This window comes from Burkholderia sp. 22088, assembly GCF_052045915.1.
Taxonomy (GTDB): domain Bacteria; phylum Pseudomonadota; class Gammaproteobacteria; order Burkholderiales; family Burkholderiaceae; genus Burkholderia; species Burkholderia cepacia.
In genome coordinates this window covers 73,901-90,718 of record NZ_JBQEPY010000004.1, presented here as the reverse complement: position 1 = coordinate 90,718, position 16,818 = coordinate 73,901, and the positions used below count along the sequence as shown (strand labels likewise).

Here is a 16,818-nt window from a genome sequence, read left to right as displayed (position 1 = left end):
CGCAACGATCGCCAAGGGCGCGCTGACGCGCCCGAACGGATGACAAAAGACCCCGCGGATCTCCAGGATTTCGCGGGGTCTTTTGCTTCGTGTCGTCATGCAGCCCGGGTGCGCCGATCCGGCCGGCGCCGATGCCCCGGCGCTGCGCGCCGGGTACCGCAGCGCCGCAAACGCATCATGGGTTTACCCCGCCTGCCGCGCCGATGGCCCGCCGACGCCCGTCATGGCAAATCTGCTCACCGCGATCGAGCGGCTTGGGCATCGACGTCCGTCGCCGCAGGGCATAAATTTTGAAGGTTGACGTGCTTATCCGCCCGTCAGCCCACGCGCAGGCCGGCAACCGGTCGCGCGTTCCCAAACAGCGTGAGACACAATCGAGCGTGGAGACGACACGATGAGCCTGTCAGAGCCATTGCGTCTGCATGTGCCGGAGCCCACCGGGCGCCCGGGCTGCAAGACGGACTTTTCCTATCTGCATCTATCGCCGGCCGGTGCGGTTCGCCGCCCGCCGATCGACGTTGCCGCGGCGGACACCGCCGATCTCGCCCGCAGCCTCGTGCGCGTGCTCGACGACAGCGGCAAGGCGGTCGGCCCGTGGGCACCGGATCTCGACGACGCGCGGCTGATCGCCGGCCTGCGCGCGATGCTCAAGACCCGCATTTTCGACGCGCGCATGATGATCGCGCAGCGCCAGAAGAAGATCTCCTTTTACATGCTGAGCCTCGGCGAAGAGGCGATCGGCACCGCGCATGCGATGGCGCTGCGCGACGGCGACATGTGCTTCCCGACCTACCGCCAGCAGAGCATCCTGATCGCGCGCGACGTGCCGCTCGAGCGCATGATCTGCCAGCTGATGTCGAACGAGGGCGACCCGCTCAAGGGCCGCCAGCTCCCCGTGATGTACTCGGACCGCGACGCGGGCTTCTTCTCCATTTCCGGCAACCTCGCGACGCAGTTCATCCAGGCGGTCGGCTGGGCGATGGCGTCGGCGATCAAGGGCGACACGAAGATCGCGTCCGCGTGGATCGGCGACGGCGCGACGGCCGAATCCGACTTCCACACCGCGCTCACGTTCGCGCATGTGTACCGCGCGCCGGTCGTGCTGAACGTCGTCAACAACCAGTGGGCGATCTCGACGTTCCAGGCGATCGCGGGCGGCGAGGGCACGACGTTCGCGGGGCGCGGCGTCGGCTGCGGGATCGCGTCGCTGCGCGTCGACGGCAACGACTTCCTCGCGATCTACGCGGCGTCGAGCTGGGCGGCCGAACGTGCGCGCCGCAATCTCGGCCCGACGCTGATCGAGTGGGTGACCTATCGTGCGGGCGCGCATTCGACGTCGGACGATCCGACCAAGTACCGGCCGAGCGACGACTGGTCCCACTTCCCGCTCGGCGATCCCGTCGAACGCTTCAAGCGTCACCTGATCGTCAAGGGCATCTGGTCGGACAGCGCGCACGAGGCATTGACGGCCGAGCTCGAGGCCGAGGTGATCGCCGCGCAGAAGGAAGCGGAGAAATTCGGCACGCTGGCCGACGACCGGATTCCGTCGCCGGCCTCGATGTTCGACGACGTCTACAAGGAGCTGCCCGCGCACCTGCGCCGCCAGCGCCAGGAACTGGGAGCATGATCATGGCGCAACACGAGACAGGCACGGCAACGCAGCCGATGACGATGATCCAGGCGCTGCGCTCGGCGATGGACGTGATGCTCGGGCGCGACAGCGACGTGGTCGTGTTCGGGCAGGACGTCGGCTATTTCGGCGGCGTGTTCCGCTGTACCGAAGGATTGCAGAACAAATACGGGAAGTCGCGCGTGTTCGATGCGCCGATCTCCGAAAGCGGGATCGTCGGCGCGGCGGTGGGGATGGGCGCATACGGGCTGCGCCCGGTGTGCGAGATCCAGTTTGCCGATTATTTCTACCCGGCATCCGACCAGATCGTGTCGGAAGGCGCGCGGCTGCGCTATCGCTCCGCCGGCCAGTTCACCGCACCGATGACGATCCGCATGCCCTGCGGCGGCGGCATCTACGGCGGCCAGACGCACAGCCAGAGCCCGGAGGCGATGTTCACGCAGGTGTGCGGGCTGCGCACGGTGATGCCGTCGAATCCGTACGACGCGAAAGGGCTGCTGATCGCGTCGATCGAGAACGACGATCCGGTGATCTTCCTCGAGCCGAAGCGGCTGTACAACGGGCCGTTCGACGGCCATCACGACCGGCCCGTCACGTCGTGGCTCAAGCATCCGTCGAGCGCGGTGCCCGAGGGCTACTACACGGTGCCGCTCGATACGGCCGCCGTGGTGCGTCCCGGCAACGACGTGACGGTGCTGACCTACGGCACGACGGTGCACGTGTCGCTCGCCGCGGCCGAGGAGACGGGCATCGATGCGGAGGTGATCGACCTGCGCACGCTGTGGCCGCTCGACCTCGACACGGTCGTCGCGTCGGTGCGCAAGACCGGGCGCTGCGTCGTGGTGCACGAGGCGACGCGCACCTGCGGTTACGGGGCGGAACTGGTGTCGCTGGTCCAGGAACATTGCTTCTACCACCTCGAGGCGCCGGTCGAGCGCACGACGGGCTGGGACACGCCGTATCCGCATGCGCAGGAGTGGGCGTACTTTCCGGGCCCGGCCCGGGTCGGTGAAGCGTTGCGACGCGTGATGGAGGCGTGAGATGGGGATTCATGTCATCAAGATGCCGGATATCGGCGAAGGGATTGCCGAGGTCGAACTGGTGGCCTGGCACGTGGAAGTCGGGCAGACGATCAAGGAAGACCAGCCGCTCGCCGATGTGATGACCGACAAGGCGGCGGTCGAGATTCCGTCGCCGGTGACGGGCAAGGTGATCGAACTCGGCGGCCGGATCGGCGAGATGATGGCGGTCGGCAGCGAGCTGATCCGCCTCGAGGTCGAAGGTGCCGGCAACCTGAAGGCCGGCGCACCGGTGCGGGAATCAAAGGTAGAAACCGCACCGGTCGCGGCCGCGCCGTCGACGGCGGTGGCCGACGCGCCGGCAGAGTCGCCCGCCAGGCCGGCGACGAAGCACGCGCCTGCGGAGCCGCGTCACGCGAAGCAGGCCGAACGCAAGGAGCACGTGGAGCCGCCGCGCGCGGCACTCGCGCCGGGTGAACGGCCGCTCGCGTCGCCGGCCGTGCGCCAGCGCGCATGGGACATGGGCATCGAGCTGCGTTATGTGCGCGGCACGGGGGAAGCCGGACGGATCCTGCACGCGGATCTCGATGCGTATGCGGGCAGCGGCGGCGGTGCGGCGCGCGGCGCTCGCGGATCGCGGGCGCACGGCTACGACGAACGCAACGATGAAACCGAGGTGCCGGTCATCGGCTTGCGGCGCGCGATCGCGCGCAAGATGCAGGAAGCGAAGCGCCGCATTCCGCACTTCAGCTACGTCGAGGAGATCGACGTCACCGAGCTCGAATCGTTGCGTACGGATTTGAACCGCCGCTACGGCGACACGCGCGGCAAGCTCACGCCGCTGCCGCTGCTGATCCGCGCGATGGTGATCGCGTTGCGCGACTTTCCGCAGATCAACGCGCGTTTCGACGACGAAGCGGGGGTCGTCACGCGCTATGGCGCGGTGCACATGGGCGTCGCGACGCAGACGGACAGCGGCCTCACGGTGCCGGTGCTGCGTCACGCGGAAGCGAAGGACGTGTGGTCGATTTCCGCCGAGATCGCGCGGCTCGCCGACGCGGTGCGCACGAACCGCGCGCAACGCGACGAACTGAGCGGCTCGACGATCACGATTTCGAGCCTCGGCGCGCTCGGCGGCATCGTGTCGACGCCGGTCATCAATCATCCCGAGGTCGGCATCGTCGGCGTGAACCGGATCGTCGAGCGGCCGATGATCCGCGACGGCGCGGTCGTCGCACGCAAGATGATGAACCTGTCGTCGTCGTTCGACCATCGTGTCGTCGACGGCGCGGACGCGGCGGAATTCATCCAGGCGGTGCGCGCGGTGCTCGAACGCCCGGCACTGCTGTTCGTGGAGTGAGCGCAATGAAGAACGAACACACCACGCTACTGGTGATCGGCGGCGGCCCGGGCGGCTACGTCGCCGCGATTCGCGCCGGCCAGCTCGGCATCCCGACCGTGCTCGTCGAGCGCGACCGCCTCGGCGGCACGTGCCTGAACATCGGCTGCATTCCGTCGAAGGCGCTGATCCACGTGGCCGACGCATTCGAACAGGCGCGCGGCCATGCAGGCGAGGGCGCGCTCGGGATTCGCGTGCGCACGCCCGAGATCGACATCGCGAAAAGCGTCGCATGGAAGGACGGTATCGTCGACCGGCTCACGCGCGGCGTCGGCGCGCTGCTCAAGAAGAACGGCGTGCGCGTGTTGCACGGCGACGCACAGGTGGTCGACGGCAAGACCGTCGACGTCGTCGCCGGCGGCCACACGACGCGGATCAGCTGCGAGCACCTGCTGCTCGCGACCGGTTCCGAACCGGTCGCGCTGCCGTCGATGCCGTTCGGCGGGCATGTCGTGTCGTCCACCGAGGCGCTGTCGCCCACGACCCTGCCGAAGCGGCTGGTCGTGGTCGGGGCCGGGTACATCGGGCTCGAACTCGGGATCGTCTATCGCAAGCTCGGCGTCGACGTGAGTGTCGTCGAAGCGGCGGAGCGCGTGTTGCCCGCGTACGATGCCGAACTCGCGCGGCCGGTTGCCGATTCGCTCGCGCGGCTCGGCGTGCGGCTGCTGCTCGGCCACAAGGTGCTCGGCCTGGCGGAGCACGGCGCGGTGCGCGTGCAGGCCGCCGACGGCGCGGAGCAGGCGCTGCCGGCCGATCGCGTGCTGGTTGCGGTTGGCCGCCGGCCGCGCGTCGACGGCTTCGGGCTCGAGTCGTTGCCGCTCGATCGCAACGGCCGCGCGCTGTGGATCGACGACGAATGCCGGACGTCGATGCGCAACGTCTGGGCGATCGGCGACGTGGCCGGCGAGCCGATGCTCGCGCATCGCGCGATGGCGCAGGGCGAGATGGTGGCCGAGCTGATCGCCGGGAAGCGCCGCAAGTTCATGCCCGCATCGATCCCGGCCGTGTGCTTCACCGATCCGGAGATCGTCACGGCCGGCTGGTCGCCGGACGATGCGCGGGCGGCCGGTGTCGATTGCGTGAGCGCGTCGTTCCCGTTCGCGGCGAACGGGCGCGCGATGACGCTGCAGGCGACCGACGGCTTCGTGCGCGTGGTCGCGCGGCGCGACAACCACCTGATCGTCGGCTGGCAAGCGGTCGGGCGCGGCGTGTCGGAGCTGGCCGCGGCGTTCTCGCAGTCGCTGGAGATGGGTGCGCGGCTGGAGGACATCGGCGGCACGATCCATGCGCATCCGACGCTGGGTGAAGCACTGCAGGAGGCCGCGCTGCGTGCGCTCGGGCATGCGTTGCATGTCTGACGGGCCGGTGTGACAGGGGGCCGCCGGTGCGCAGCGTGCGCACCGGCGGCTTTTCGTTTGAGGCGCCGGCTTCCGCGCTAGCGCTTGCGCCTTCGTCATGACGGCGCGCGCAGGTCGACGTGAGGCGCCGTCACGTCGCGACAGAACGCATCGATCGCATCGACCATCTGCGGCAGCCCGGGCTGCTCGATCGGATAGCGGCCCGTGTTCTCCAGCTTCGTCACCTGGGCGGCTGTCGATCAAGGAAATCGCGCAGGAACCGGGATTCAGCGACATGTCGTCGTTCTCGCAGGCATACGAACGCTGGAGCGTGTCGCGACACGAGACGGCCGGGTCGTAGCGTACGCCGGCATCTTGTTCGAAAGACGGCGAAAAATGAATGTTCTCTTTTTCATTGGCCGCGTCATTTGTCGTATCAATGTCGAATAAATATCAATTTCGAGCGCTTTGATGCGATAAAAATTTCGAATGTACGCGGAACCGAAGCGTCGACGAAGCCTAGCGGGAGTCGTGCCGCGTCAAGTCAGAGACAGGAAATGAGCACGGCCTGTAACTTTTCGAGATGTTGGGCGCTTGTCGGTGCCGAGTCGGCCGACGATCATGTGGGAAGCCGGAAACCGGGGCGTTCCCGCTCCGCCAACGCAGGCTCCACACGGAAGAACCGGACATGAAATTGCTGCTCGTCGGCGCGACCGGACTCGTCGGGCGTCACGTCCTCGAAGTCGCGCTCGCCGATGCGCGGGTCGATCAGGTGATCGTCCTCGCGCGCCGCCCGTTGTCGCCGCACCCGAAGATGCGCGCGCTCGAGGTCGATTTCGATCATCTGCCCGACGCGGCCGACTGGTGGCATGCCGATGCCGTGATCTGCACGCTCGGCACCACGATGCGGGCCGCCGGCTCGAAGGCGGCGTTCCGGCGCGTCGACCACGACTATCCGCTCGCGGTCGCGCGGCTCGCGCACCGCCACGGCACCCCGGCTTACGTCCTGAATTCCGCACTCGGTGCGGACCCGGCATCGAGCATCTTCTACAACCGCGTGAAGGGCGAGGTCGAGCAGGCGCTCGCCGGCGTCGGGTTCGCGTCGCTCACGTATGTGCGGCCCGGGCTGATCGGCGGCAGCCGCGACGAATTCAGGCTCGGCGAGCGGCTGCTGGTGTTCGCGTTGAACGCGGCCCGCCCCGTGTTGCCGGCGAAGTGGCGCGTGAATCCCGCGTCGCGGATTGCCCGCGCGCTGCTCGACGCGGCGATCGACGCGCGGCCGGGCGTGCAGGTCATCGCGTCCGACCGGCTCGCCTGACGCGCAACGGGCGGCGCGCGCCGGTCACGAGCCCGCGAAGCCGTCGAGCTCGCCGAACTGTTCGGCGAGCGCCGCCGTGAACGCTTCCAGCGCTTCGCTGCCGTCGCAGTTGCGCGGTGTCGCGAGCTGGAATTCGACCGTATGGCTCAGCTTGCTCGCGAGCAGCCGGCGCATCTTCCCGGCGGCGACCCACGGCGCCGCGACATGGTCGGGCAGGAAGCCGACGTGCGCGCCGGACAGGATGAAGATCACGTCCGCGTCGACGTTTTCGGAGAACGCGGTCGGCTGCGCGTTGCGCAGCGCCGCACCCGACGTGTTCGTCTTGTAGAGCCGCGCGACGTTGCTCGCGCCCGCGATGTCGTTGACCGACACGGTCTTTTTCGCAAACAGCGGATGCCGGGCGCCGCAGTGCAGCGACTGGTGTTCGACGAACAGCGGCGTGTAGTGCAGGCCGGCCTGGTGGCCGGAAAAATAGCCGATCGCGAGCTGGAGTTCGCTTTTCAGCAGCCGGCGTTCCAGCTCGTCGGGCGGTACCGCGACCATCTCGATCAGCACGTCCGGCGCCCGTTCTCGAAAGCGGCCGACGCCGGCCGCGATCGATTCGACGACGTCCGGCGCCAGTCTCTCGGACAGCCCGATACGCAGCTCGCCGAGCAACGTGCCCGACACGTGCTGCGTATCGCGCGTGAACACGTCCATCGCGTGCAGGAGCCGCCGCGTCGACTGCAGCACGCGTTCGCCCTTCGGCGTCAGCCGGAAGCCGCTCTTGCCGCGATCGCACAGCCGGAACCCGAGACGCGTCTCGAGCTTGGCCATCTGCGTGCTGATGGTCGAGGGCGCCATGCCGAGCGTGCCTTGCGCGGCGCTGAAGCCGCCGCTTTCGACGATCGTCAGAAAGAGCCGCAGCAACTGCACATCCATGTCTCTCAATCGGGTCAGCATGGCGATACATCGCGTTTCGTGAAGTCGGCTTATGTTAGTTCATATTTTTCGTCGGATGCCGGGGCGGCAGAATCGGGCACGAGGTCGCCAGCCGCGCGGCCGTCCCCCTTCAGACAGGAAGCCGACGATGAGCCAGAACGATTTCGCATTCACGCGCGACAGCCTCTACGGCACGCAGGCCGAGCCGACCTTCGCGGGCGCGACGAGCTTCATGCGCCGGCGTTTCAGCCGCGATCTCGACGGCGTCGACCTCGCGATCACGGGCGTGCCGTTCGATTCCGCCGCATCGCACCGGCCCGGCACGCGCTTCGGCCCGCGCGGGTTGCGGATCGCGTCGACGGGCATCGCGTGGGAGCGCCCGTGGCCGTGGTCGTTCGATCCGTTCGACGTGCTGGCCGCGGTCGACTACGGCGATTGCGCGTTCGATCTCGGGCAGCCCGAATCGGTGCCGGGCGCGATCGAGCGGCATGCCGACGGAATCCTCGCGCGCGGCTGCGCGATGCTGACGCTCGGCGGCGATCACTTCATCACGTATCCGCTGCTGAAGGCGCACGCGAAAGTGCACGGGCCGCTGTCGCTCGTGCATTTCGATGCACACACCGACACGTGGCCCGATCGCGACGTCAAGCGCATCGATCACGGGACGATGTTCTATCACGCGGCGCGGGAAGGATGGGTCGTGCCCGGACGGTCGGCCCAGGTCGGCATCCGGACGACCAACGACGCGCCGATGGGCTTCGACATCCAGGATGCGCGTCACGTGCATGCGTCGACGCCCGCCGCGATCGCCGCGCGCATTCGCGACCGGGTCGGCGATCATCCCGTGTACCTGACGTTCGACATCGACTGCCTCGATCCCGCGTTCGCGCCGGGCACGGGGACGCCGGTCTCGGGTGGGCTGTCGAGCCATCAGGCGTTCGAGATCCTGCGTCACCTGGAGGGCATCAACCTGGTCGGCATGGACGTGGTCGAAGTGTCGCCGCCGTATGATCATGCGGAAATCACGTCGCTGGCCGGCGCGACGATCGCGCTGGAGCTGATCTGCCTGTATGCGTCGCGCCGGCGCACCACGGAAAAATCGAACGATGACTGAACTCACCTGGCGCGAGGCCGTTCCCGACGATGCGGCCGCGTGCATCGAACTGCGCGGCAAGACGCGCGAGAACGCATTCACCGACGCGCAGTTGCGCGACCTCGGCATCACCGTCGAAAGCTGGGGCGACGGCATCCGGGACGGCCTGGTCTCGGGCCGGGTCTGCTGCGCGAACGGGCGCATGGTCGGCTACTGCTTCGGCGACACCGGATCGGGCGAGATCGTCGTGCTCGCGATCCTGCCCGAATACGAGGGGGCGGGGATCGGCAAGCGGCTGCTGCAGCAGGTGATCGACGCGTTCGCCGCGAACGGTTTCACGTCGCTGTTTCTCGGGTGCTCGACCGATCCGGCGTCGCGCTCGTACGGCTTCTACCGGCATCTGGGCTGGACGCCGACGGGCAAGCTCGACGAAGCCGGCGACGAAATCCTGACGCTGCGGATCGCGCGGCACGCATGACGGCACACGTCGGAGGCGCCAGGCGCTGCGTCGATCCATCGCTTCGTAAAACTGTTTCGTCATACCAAGCGATCGCGTGACCGCGGCGCCTGCGCTGACCTACGATGGAGACATCGCTTCCACCGTCCACCGAGCCGTGTGCACCCACTACCGCGCTCCCGATGAAGACCCGGGCATCAGCGAACTGAAGATCGGGATCGGCGACCTGTTCCGCCGCGATCCCTGGGCACCAGACGTGTATCCCGACTACGCGGCGCCGGTCGCGCGCGCCGACGGCGACGGCCTCGAGGTCGTCGCGGCCGTGTTCGGTTTCTGGCCGAAATTCATGCAGCCCGAGCGGGTCGACGAGAACGGTCGAAAAAGAAAGAAACTCGATACGGTGAACGCGCGGGCGGAAACGGTCGGCTCGTCGCGGCTCTACGGCACCGCGTGGCGCAACGGCCAGCGCTGCCTGATTCCGGTGCGCTGGATCGTCGAGCCCTGTTACGAAACCGGTCGCAACGTGTGGCACCGGATCGGCGTCGCCGGCTGGCAACCGTGCTGCGTCGCCGGCATCTGGCGGCGCTACGAAGGCGCCGACGGCCGCGAACGCGTGGGCATGGCGATGCTCACGGTCAACGCCGACGCGCACCCGCTGTTCGCGCGGATGCATCGGCCCGGCGAAGAGAAGCGGGGCGTCGTGATCCTGCGCCGCGACGATTACGACGAGTGGCTGCACGTGCGCGACATCGAGGCAGCTCGACGCATGCTGACCGTGCTCCCGGCCGCCGACATGACGGCCGAACCCGATCAGGCGTCGCCCGCGCGCACCTGAGCTTTCATTATTCCGACGTTCTGCTTTCGATAAAACCGGCCGAAGCTGTGCCGATTGTTCGGACGATTTCGAAAATCGGCTGATACCGGGTAATCCCCGATATCTCGCAAGTTGTATATACAAGATCATCCGCTGGCAATGTCGGCACACGTCGTGCCGCTTGCGCGCCAGCGCGCAAACCGTGCGTGCGTGGCGCATGCCGGCGATCCACGGCGCCCCGCACCCGCAGAGCCGAAAGGGCGGCTCGCAGCTTCCCGTCTTGTTCGAACCATTTGTGATCCTGAGTATTTTGGAGATTTGCCCGTGTCAACGAATCCCAGTGGAAAAGCCGGCGGCCTGATCGAAGTCCGTTCGATCGACTTCATTCCCGACGCCGAGCGCCACGGCGGCCTGCTGAGCCAGTTCACCCTGTGGCTGTCGGCCAACCTGCAGATCACGGCCATCGTCACGGGCGCGCTCGCGGTCGTGCTCGGCGGCGACGTGTTCTGGTCGCTGGTCGCGCTGCTGCTCGGCCAGTTCGTCGGCGGCGCGGTGATGGCGCTGCATGGCGCGCAGGGGCCGCAGCTCGGGTTGCCGCAGATGATCTCGAGCCGCGTGCAGTTCGGCGTCTACGGCGCAATGATCCCGATCGTGCTCGTGTGCCTGATGTACATCGGTTTTTCCGCGAGCGGTTCGGTACTGGCCGGGCAGGCTGTCGCGCAGTTGCTGCACGTCGACGACGCGGCCGGCATCCTGCTGTTCGCGGCCGTGATCGTCGTGCTGACCGTGTTCGGCTATCGCGCGATCCATGCCGTCGGCCGGGTCGCGAGCGTGATCGGCATCGCCGCGTTCGTCTACATGTTCACGCAGCTGTTCGCGAACCACGACATCGGCGCGCTGCTCGCGAACCGGCATTTCTCGCTCGCGAGCTTCCTGCTCTCGATGTCGCTGTCCGCGTCGTGGCAGATCGCGTTCGGTCCGTACGTCGCCGACTACTCGCGTTACCTGCCGCGCTCGACGTCGTCGGTCGCGACGTTTCTCGCGGTCGGCCTGGGCTCGGTGATCGGCGCGCAGGCGGCGATGGTGTTCGGCGTGTTCGCGGCCGCACTGGCCGGCAGCCAGTTCGCGCACCATGAGGTGGCGTATATCGTCGGCCTCGGCTCGACCGGCGCCGTGGCCGCACTGCTGTACTTCAGCATCGCGTTCGGCAAGGTGACGGTGACGGCGCTCAACGCATACGGCAGCTTCATGTCGATGGCGACGATCGTCAGCGGCTTCCGCGGCAAGGGCGCCGTGTCGTCGAAGAGCCGCCTCGTCTACATCTTCGGGATGATCTGCGTCTCCACGCTCATCGCGCTCGCGGGCCGCCATTCGTTCCTGAAGGAATTCACCGCGTTCATCCTGTTCCTGCTCGCGTTCTTCACGCCGTGGAGCGCGATCAACCTGGTCGACTACTACTGCTTCACGCGCTCGCGCTACGACGTGCCGGCGCTGTCCGATCCGGACGGCCGCTACGGCCGCTGGAACGTGATGGCGATCACGATCTACGTGGTCGGCATCCTCGTGCAGTTGCCGTTCATGTCGACGCACATCTACACGGGCCCGCTCGTCGACGCGCTCGGCGGCACCGACATCTCGTGGATCCTCGGGCTGATCGTGCCGGCCGTGCTGTATTACATCGGCGCGCGCGCGTCGCGCCGCAGCATTCCCGAACGCCTGATCCTGCCGCTCGAACGCGGCGAAGTTCACCACTGACGACACGTCACGCGCATCGGGCCGGCCGGCTGCCGGCCTGAATGCCGCGCGAGCCGGGCGCTGCCTGCGCCGGGTTCTTCCACACGTTTCCCTTTCGACGATGCCGGTGCGGCGCGGCTGCCGCGCGCGGTGTCGTTTCATTCTCAGGCTATTGAATAGTATGACCAAGAAAACGACAGCCCGCGGCAGCGACTCCCGGGCGCGGATGGTGCACGCCGGTCTTCGCGTGACGGTGGCGGCGGCGTGCGCCGCCGGATCGGGCGCGGCGCTCGCGCAGGACGGCGTCACGCTGTACGGCGTGATCGACGAGTTCGCGCAGTACGTGAACACGGGCAACGGCTATACGGCGGCGATCGGTTCGGGCGGCCAGTGGGGCAGCCGGTTCGGGCTGAAGGGCGGCGAGGATATCGGCGGCGGGCAGAAGATCGAGTTCGCGCTGGAGAACGGCTTCAACCCGAACGACGGCTCGCTGGCAAGTTCGGGCAGCCTGTTCAACCGGCAGGCGTGGGTCGGCATCGCGGGGCAGTGGGGCAAGGTGCGCGCGGGCCGCCAGAATTCGCCGCTGTTCAACGACCAGGGCGGGCAGGATGCGTTCGGCGGTGTCACGCAGGCGTCCGGCATGGACAACCTGACCGTGTTCGCGTTCCGCACCAGCAATACGCTGTCGTACCAGAGCCCGGAGATCGCCGGCTTCCAGGGCGGGCTGTACTTCGGGTTCGGCGATGCGGGCGGCGTGCGCTCGGCGGGCGCCAGCCAGCAGTTCGACCTGACTTACGAACACGGGCCATTCGGCGCGTTCGTCGCCGGCCAGTGGCTGAAGAACGCGACGGCGACCACGACCGATCGTACGATCATGGCCGGTGCGTCGTACGAGATCGGCAAGGCGACCGTATACGGCGGTTTTTCCGCGGTGAAGTGGGCCGATCTCGGCATCGATACGCGCGTGTACGGGCTGTCGGTCAAATACCAGTTCAATCCGGCGAACTACGTGGCGCTCGGCTACGCGTATCTGCACGACCAGTCGTCGCAAGGCAACAATGCGGACCAGCTCGGGCTGATGTACGAGTACGACCTGTCGAAGCGCACGAGCTTCTACGGCGCGCTGTCGTACCTGCGCAACCGCAACCAGGCCGGCTACACGCTCGCCGGTGCGGCGAACCCCGGCCTGCCGCTCGCGTATCCGGGCGCGAATGCGCGCGGCGTGCAGCTCGGCATCGTGCATCGCTTCTGACGTTGCCGACGCGCCGGGCCGTGTGCGCCCGGCGCTTTCCTCCGGCGCGCTCGCGCCGTTACTTCCCGAGCCGCTCCGCAAGCGAATGGCGCTGCATGCAGCGCTCCATCGCGTCGAGAAACGCGTGCTCGGCCGCGTTCATCTTGCGATCGCGATGCCACAGCAGGAACACGTCGACGTCGACGAGCCCTTCGTCGGGCGGCAGCCGCCACAGCCGCTGCTGGGCGATGTCGTCGCGCACGATGTGTTCGGGCAGGCAGCCGATCCCGTAACCCGCGAAGATCAGCCGCCGCACTTCCTCGAGGCTCGGCGACGATGCGACGATGCGTCCCGTGAAGCCCTTCTGGTCGCGAAACACGGTGAGCGGCGACAGGCTGTCGCCGATCTGGTCGCTCGTGAACGACACGAAATTCTCGGCGAGCAGATCGTCCATGCGCAGTTGCGTCTGCCCGAACAGCCGGTGATGGCGGCCGCAGTAGATCGCATAGCGCTGGCGCAGGAAGCAGCGCATCTCCAGCTTGTCGTGCGGCGTGCGGCACAGGCCGAGCCCGGCCGTGGCGGTTTTCTGCAGCAGCGAAGACAGGATGTCCGACGAGCGCATCACCTCGATCTGCAGGTCGATGCGCGGATACGCGCGATGGAATTCCGCGAGGAATTCGTCGTAGACGGGCGACTCGATGCGGCTCACCGTCAGCAGCCGGATCGAGCCGGTCAGGTCGGCCGTGCTGTCGTCGATTTCGGTTTCGAGGCGCGAGATGCCGCCGTAGATGTCGCTTGCGATCCGGTACACGGCTTCGCCCGCCGGCGTCGTCGCGAAGTGCGTGCCGCGCCGCTCGATCAGCTTGCGTTCGAGCGTGTCCTCGAGCCGCCGCAATGCCTGGCTCACGGCCGGCTGCGTCACGTGCAGGCGCGCGGCCGCGCGGCTCACGCTGCGCTCCTGCACGATGACGAGGTAGGTGCGCAACAGGTTCCAGTCGAGACGGTCGTTCAGGAACGGGGCGAGGTCGGGGCGCATCGGGTCTCCGGGCGAGGCGTCGGGTGAATATTAGTTGAATTTATACGGCGAATAATAACTCGAAATTTGACTAATGATTTGCGGTCGCCGATAAAGGAGGGGCGCCGCAGCGTGCGGCGCAAGGCCGCGACAGACGGCCGTCCACGATATTGCGCGTCGCGCCGCAGCGGCGCGCGTCAGGAGCCCGCATGACCCAGTCCCTTCCTTCCGCCCGCCAGCCGGGACGCGCCGCGACGGCCGCGTTCATCGGCACGATGATCGAGTGGTACGACTTCTACATCTACGCGACCGCCGCCGCGCTCGTGTTCGGCGAACTCTATTTCCCGTCGCATGACCGCTTCGTCAGCACGATGGCGTCGTTCGCGACGTTCGCGGTCGGCTTCTTCGCGCGGCCGCTCGGCGGCGTGATCTTCGGGCACCTCGGCGATCGCATCGGCCGCAAGAAGGCGCTGATGACGACGCTGATGATGATGGGCGTCGCGACCGTCTGCGTCGGGTTGCTGCCCGATTATTCGACGGTCGGCCTGCTCGCGCCGGTGCTGCTCGTCGCGCTGCGCGTGGTGCAGGGGATCGCGGTCGGCGGCGAATGGGGCGGCGCGGTGCTGATGGCGGGCGAGCATGCGCCGCAGGGGCGCCGCACGTTCTTCGCGTCGTTCGCGCAGCTCGGCAGCCCGGCCGGGCTGATCCTGTCGCTGATCGCGTTCCGCGCGGTCACGTCGATGGACAAGGCGGACTTCCTCGCGTGGGGCTGGCGCCTGCCGTTTCTCGCGAGTTCGGTGCTGCTCGTGGTCGGCATCCTGATCCGGCTCGGCGTGAACGAGTCGCCGGAATTCGCGCGCGTGAAGGAAACCAACCGCACGGTGAAGCTGCCGGTTGCGGAAGTGTTCCGCTCGGCGTCGGGGCTCGTGTTCCTCTGCATCGGCGCGAACACGATCGGCATCGCGGGCGTCTATTTCACGAACACGTTCATGATCGCGTACACGACGCAGTACGTCGGCGTCTCGCGATCGCTGATTCTCGACAGCCTGTTCGCGGTCGCGATCATCCAGTTCTTCGCGCAGCCGGTCGCCGCGTGGATCGCCGAGCGCATCGGCGGTGCGCGCTTCCTGAAACTCGCGGCGCTGCTCGCGATGCTGTCGCCGTATCCGATGTTCATGCTCGTGCAGGGCGGCACGTCCGCGTCGCTGATTGCCGGCATCGCGCTGGCGGTGGTCTGCATGGCCGGCTTCTATTCGGTGATCGCGGGTTTCGTGAGCGACGTGTTTCCCGCGCACGTGCGCTATTCGGCGATCTCGCTGGCTTACCAGATCTGCGGCGCGATCGCGGGCGGGCTGACGCCGCTCGTCGGCACGTGGCTCGCGCATCGCTTCGCGGGCCAGTGGTGGCCGCTCGCGGTGTTCTACACGTGCCTGGCCGGCATCTCGCTGCTCTCCATCGTCGCGATCGACGCACGCCGCGCAGCGCGGCCGGCCACCGCCGAAGCGCTCGGCTCGCAATGAACCTCAACGAACGAATTCATCCGGAGTGCACATGAAAGACCTGCTGGAAATCGACGGCGCCCGCTTGTGGCAGAGCCTGGCGGACATGGCGCGCGTCGGTGCGACGCCTCGCGGCGGCGTGCGGCGCCTGGCGCTCACCGACGACGATCGTCGCGGGCGCGACCTGTTCGCGCAGTGGTGCCGCGACGCCGGGATGACGGTGAGCGTCGACGCGGTCGGCAACCTGTTCGCGCGGCGCGACGGCGTCGATGCGCAGGCCGCGCCGGTGCTGATCGGCAGTCATCTCGACACGCAGCCCGAAGGCGGCCGGTTCGACGGCGTTTATGGCGTGCTCGCCGCGCTCGAGCTCGTACGCACGCTGAACGACGCAGGCATCGCGACCGGCAAGCCGCTGGAAATCGTGTCGTGGACCAACGAGGAGGGCGCGCGTTTCGCGCCGGCGATGCTCGGCTCGGCCGTGTTCACGGGCGCGTTGCCGCTCGACGATGCGCTCGCGAAGCAGGACGCCGACGGCATCACGCTCGGCGCGGCACTGGACGCCTGCGGTTATCGCGGCGCGCGCGCGACGGGCGGCGCGGTCGATGCGTACTTCGAAGCGCATATCGAACAGGGCCCGGTGCTGGAGGCCAACGGTACGACGATCGGCATCGTCACGGGCGGGCAGGCGATCCGCTGGCTCGACGTGACGGTGACGGGCGTGGCCGCGCATGCGGGCACGACACCGATGCCGTATCGCAAGGACGCGTATTTCGCGAGCGCGCAGATGGCGCTCGAACTCGAACGGATCGTCGCCGGTCATGCACCGCGCGGGCTCGCGACGATCGGGCAGGTCGGCATCCGCAACGCGTCGCGCAACACCATTGCCGGCGACGTGACGTTCACGGTCGACCTCCGTCATCACGACGATGCGCAAGTCGACGCGATGGAGCGCGAACTGCGCGATGCCTGCGCACGTGTCGCCGCGGCGCGCGGCGTGCAGGTCGCGATCGACACCTGCTGGCGCAGCCCGGCGACGCCGTTCGATCGCGACTGTGTCGAGCTGGTCGCGCAGGCGGCTGCGGCGTTCGGCTATACGAACGAGCGGATCGTCAGCGGAGCCGGGCACGACGCGATCCTGCTCGCGCGCCGCGTTCCGACGGCGATGGTGTTCATCCCGTGCGTCGACGGCCTGTCGCACAACGAAGCCGAGGACGCGCTGCCCGCCGACGTGACGCGCGGCACGAACGTGCTCCTTCATGCGGTGCTCGCGCGCGCCGGCGTCGCGGCGAGCGTTGCAGTGGTGGCCGCCACGCAGGATGCGTGACACCGCGAACCGATCGATCGACCGACA

General features: G+C 67.9%; 15 protein-coding genes. 12 read left to right on the top strand and 3 right to left on the bottom strand.

Annotation, left to right across the window (positions count from 1 at the left end; genetic code table 11):
* Positions 1–394: 394 nt before the first annotated feature.
* Genes ACTJLD_RS08760 through lpdA form a run of 4 tightly spaced genes read left to right on the top strand, consistent with a single transcriptional unit; the run spans position 395 to position 5,406 of the window.
* On the top strand, positions 395–1,627 hold the full coding sequence (locus ACTJLD_RS08760; RefSeq protein ID WP_027787930.1) for a 3-methyl-2-oxobutanoate dehydrogenase (2-methylpropanoyl-transferring) subunit alpha: 1,233 nt from the start codon (positions 395–397) through the stop codon (positions 1,625–1,627).
* Between the two features lie 2 nt (positions 1,628–1,629).
* The gene (locus tag ACTJLD_RS08755) at positions 1,630–2,670 is read left to right on the top strand and encodes an alpha-ketoacid dehydrogenase subunit beta (RefSeq protein ID WP_034195800.1); all 1,041 of its coding nucleotides are present in this window, start codon (positions 1,630–1,632) and stop codon (positions 2,668–2,670) included.
* A 1-nt stretch (position 2,671) separates the two neighbouring features.
* Entirely contained in the window at positions 2,672–4,009 is a 1,338-nt protein-coding gene (locus tag ACTJLD_RS08750) for a dihydrolipoamide acetyltransferase family protein (RefSeq protein WP_226128631.1), read from the top strand.
* Positions 4,010–4,014: 5 nt separating this feature from the next.
* Positions 4,015–5,406: a dihydrolipoyl dehydrogenase gene (gene lpdA, locus ACTJLD_RS08745; RefSeq protein WP_226150376.1), complete on the top strand. Its 1,392-nt coding sequence runs from the start codon at positions 4,015–4,017 to the stop codon at positions 5,404–5,406.
* A 95-nt stretch (positions 5,407–5,501) separates the two neighbouring features.
* On the opposite strand, the gene ACTJLD_RS08740 is transcribed toward lpdA, so the two are convergent.
* Complete coding sequence (locus tag ACTJLD_RS08740; RefSeq protein WP_269113145.1) at positions 5,502–5,630, bottom strand: hypothetical protein; 129 nt, start codon at positions 5,628–5,630, stop codon at positions 5,502–5,504.
* A 443-nt stretch (positions 5,631–6,073) separates the two neighbouring features.
* Here ACTJLD_RS08740 and ACTJLD_RS08735 point away from each other — a divergent pair, with 443 nt between their 5' ends.
* Positions 6,074–6,703 carry an NAD(P)H-binding protein gene (locus tag ACTJLD_RS08735; RefSeq protein WP_027787926.1) on the top strand — a complete coding sequence of 210 codons (630 nt, stop codon included), beginning with the start codon at positions 6,074–6,076 and terminating at the stop codon, positions 6,701–6,703.
* Positions 6,704–6,727: 24 nt separating this feature from the next.
* Here ACTJLD_RS08735 and ACTJLD_RS08730 read toward each other — a convergent pair whose 3' ends face one another.
* On the bottom strand, positions 6,728–7,645 hold the full coding sequence (locus tag ACTJLD_RS08730; RefSeq protein ID WP_175897792.1) for a LysR family transcriptional regulator: 918 nt from the start codon (positions 7,643–7,645) through the stop codon (positions 6,728–6,730).
* 127 nt (positions 7,646–7,772) lie between these two features.
* Between ACTJLD_RS08730 and speB the strand changes: the two genes are divergently transcribed.
* The 5 genes from speB to ACTJLD_RS08705 all read left to right on the top strand — a co-directional run bounded on the left by speB (position 7,773) and on the right by ACTJLD_RS08705 (position 12,974).
* Entirely contained in the window at positions 7,773–8,738 is a 966-nt protein-coding gene (speB, locus tag ACTJLD_RS08725) for an agmatinase (protein ID WP_060371688.1), read from the top strand.
* Positions 8,731–9,195, top strand: a complete 465-nt coding sequence (locus ACTJLD_RS08720; protein ID WP_124545084.1) for a GNAT family N-acetyltransferase — start codon at positions 8,731–8,733, stop codon at positions 9,193–9,195. Before speB ends, ACTJLD_RS08720 begins: the two co-directional genes overlap by 8 nt.
* A gap of 136 nt (positions 9,196–9,331) precedes the next feature.
* Entirely contained in the window at positions 9,332–10,009 is a 678-nt protein-coding gene (locus tag ACTJLD_RS08715; protein ID WP_060173791.1) for an SOS response-associated peptidase family protein, read from the top strand.
* 303 nt (positions 10,010–10,312) lie between these two features.
* Entirely contained in the window at positions 10,313–11,743 is a 1,431-nt protein-coding gene (locus tag ACTJLD_RS08710) for a purine-cytosine permease family protein (RefSeq protein ID WP_059590143.1), read from the top strand.
* A gap of 160 nt (positions 11,744–11,903) precedes the next feature.
* The gene (locus ACTJLD_RS08705; RefSeq protein WP_440658562.1) at positions 11,904–12,974 is read left to right on the top strand and encodes a porin; all 1,071 of its coding nucleotides are present in this window, start codon (positions 11,904–11,906) and stop codon (positions 12,972–12,974) included.
* Between the two features lie 58 nt (positions 12,975–13,032).
* Here ACTJLD_RS08705 and ACTJLD_RS08700 read toward each other — a convergent pair whose 3' ends face one another.
* Complete coding sequence (locus ACTJLD_RS08700; protein ID WP_027787919.1) at positions 13,033–13,989, bottom strand: LysR family transcriptional regulator; 957 nt, start codon at positions 13,987–13,989, stop codon at positions 13,033–13,035.
* Positions 13,990–14,177: 188 nt separating this feature from the next.
* Here ACTJLD_RS08700 and ACTJLD_RS08695 point away from each other — a divergent pair, with 188 nt between their 5' ends.
* Together ACTJLD_RS08695 and ACTJLD_RS08690 are read left to right on the top strand one after the other, a co-directional pair.
* Positions 14,178–15,488, top strand: coding sequence for an MFS transporter (locus ACTJLD_RS08695; protein WP_060371685.1), 1,311 nt, complete (start codon positions 14,178–14,180; stop codon positions 15,486–15,488).
* A gap of 31 nt (positions 15,489–15,519) precedes the next feature.
* Positions 15,520–16,791: a Zn-dependent hydrolase gene (locus ACTJLD_RS08690; protein WP_440658561.1), complete on the top strand. Its 1,272-nt coding sequence runs from the start codon at positions 15,520–15,522 to the stop codon at positions 16,789–16,791.
* The last annotated feature ends 27 nt before the right edge of the window (positions 16,792–16,818 follow it).

Excerpts from the sequence above, each read along its gene's own strand:
- lpdA (WP_226150376.1), top strand. The coding sequence starts at position 4,015 with ATGAAGAACGAACACACCACGCTACTGGTGATCGGCGGCGGCCCGGGC.
- ACTJLD_RS08705 (WP_440658562.1), top strand. The coding sequence starts at position 11,904 with ATGACCAAGAAAACGACAGCCCGCGGCAGCGACTCCCGGGCGCGGATG.
- ACTJLD_RS08755 (WP_034195800.1), top strand. The coding sequence starts at position 1,630 with ATGGCGCAACACGAGACAGGCACGGCAACGCAGCCGATGACGATGATC.
- ACTJLD_RS08695 (WP_060371685.1), top strand. The coding sequence starts at position 14,178 with ATGACCCAGTCCCTTCCTTCCGCCCGCCAGCCGGGACGCGCCGCGACG.
- ACTJLD_RS08690 (WP_440658561.1), top strand. The coding sequence starts at position 15,520 with ATGAAAGACCTGCTGGAAATCGACGGCGCCCGCTTGTGGCAGAGCCTG.
- speB (WP_060371688.1), top strand. The coding sequence starts at position 7,773 with ATGAGCCAGAACGATTTCGCATTCACGCGCGACAGCCTCTACGGCACG.
- ACTJLD_RS08730 (WP_175897792.1), bottom strand. The coding sequence starts at position 7,645 with ATGCTGACCCGATTGAGAGACATGGATGTGCAGTTGCTGCGGCTCTTT.
- ACTJLD_RS08720 (WP_124545084.1), top strand. The coding sequence starts at position 8,731 with ATGACTGAACTCACCTGGCGCGAGGCCGTTCCCGACGATGCGGCCGCG.
- ACTJLD_RS08735 (WP_027787926.1), top strand. The coding sequence starts at position 6,074 with ATGAAATTGCTGCTCGTCGGCGCGACCGGACTCGTCGGGCGTCACGTC.
- ACTJLD_RS08750 (WP_226128631.1), top strand. The coding sequence starts at position 2,672 with ATGGGGATTCATGTCATCAAGATGCCGGATATCGGCGAAGGGATTGCC.
- ACTJLD_RS08760 (WP_027787930.1), top strand. The coding sequence starts at position 395 with ATGAGCCTGTCAGAGCCATTGCGTCTGCATGTGCCGGAGCCCACCGGG.
- ACTJLD_RS08700 (WP_027787919.1), bottom strand. The coding sequence starts at position 13,989 with ATGCGCCCCGACCTCGCCCCGTTCCTGAACGACCGTCTCGACTGGAAC.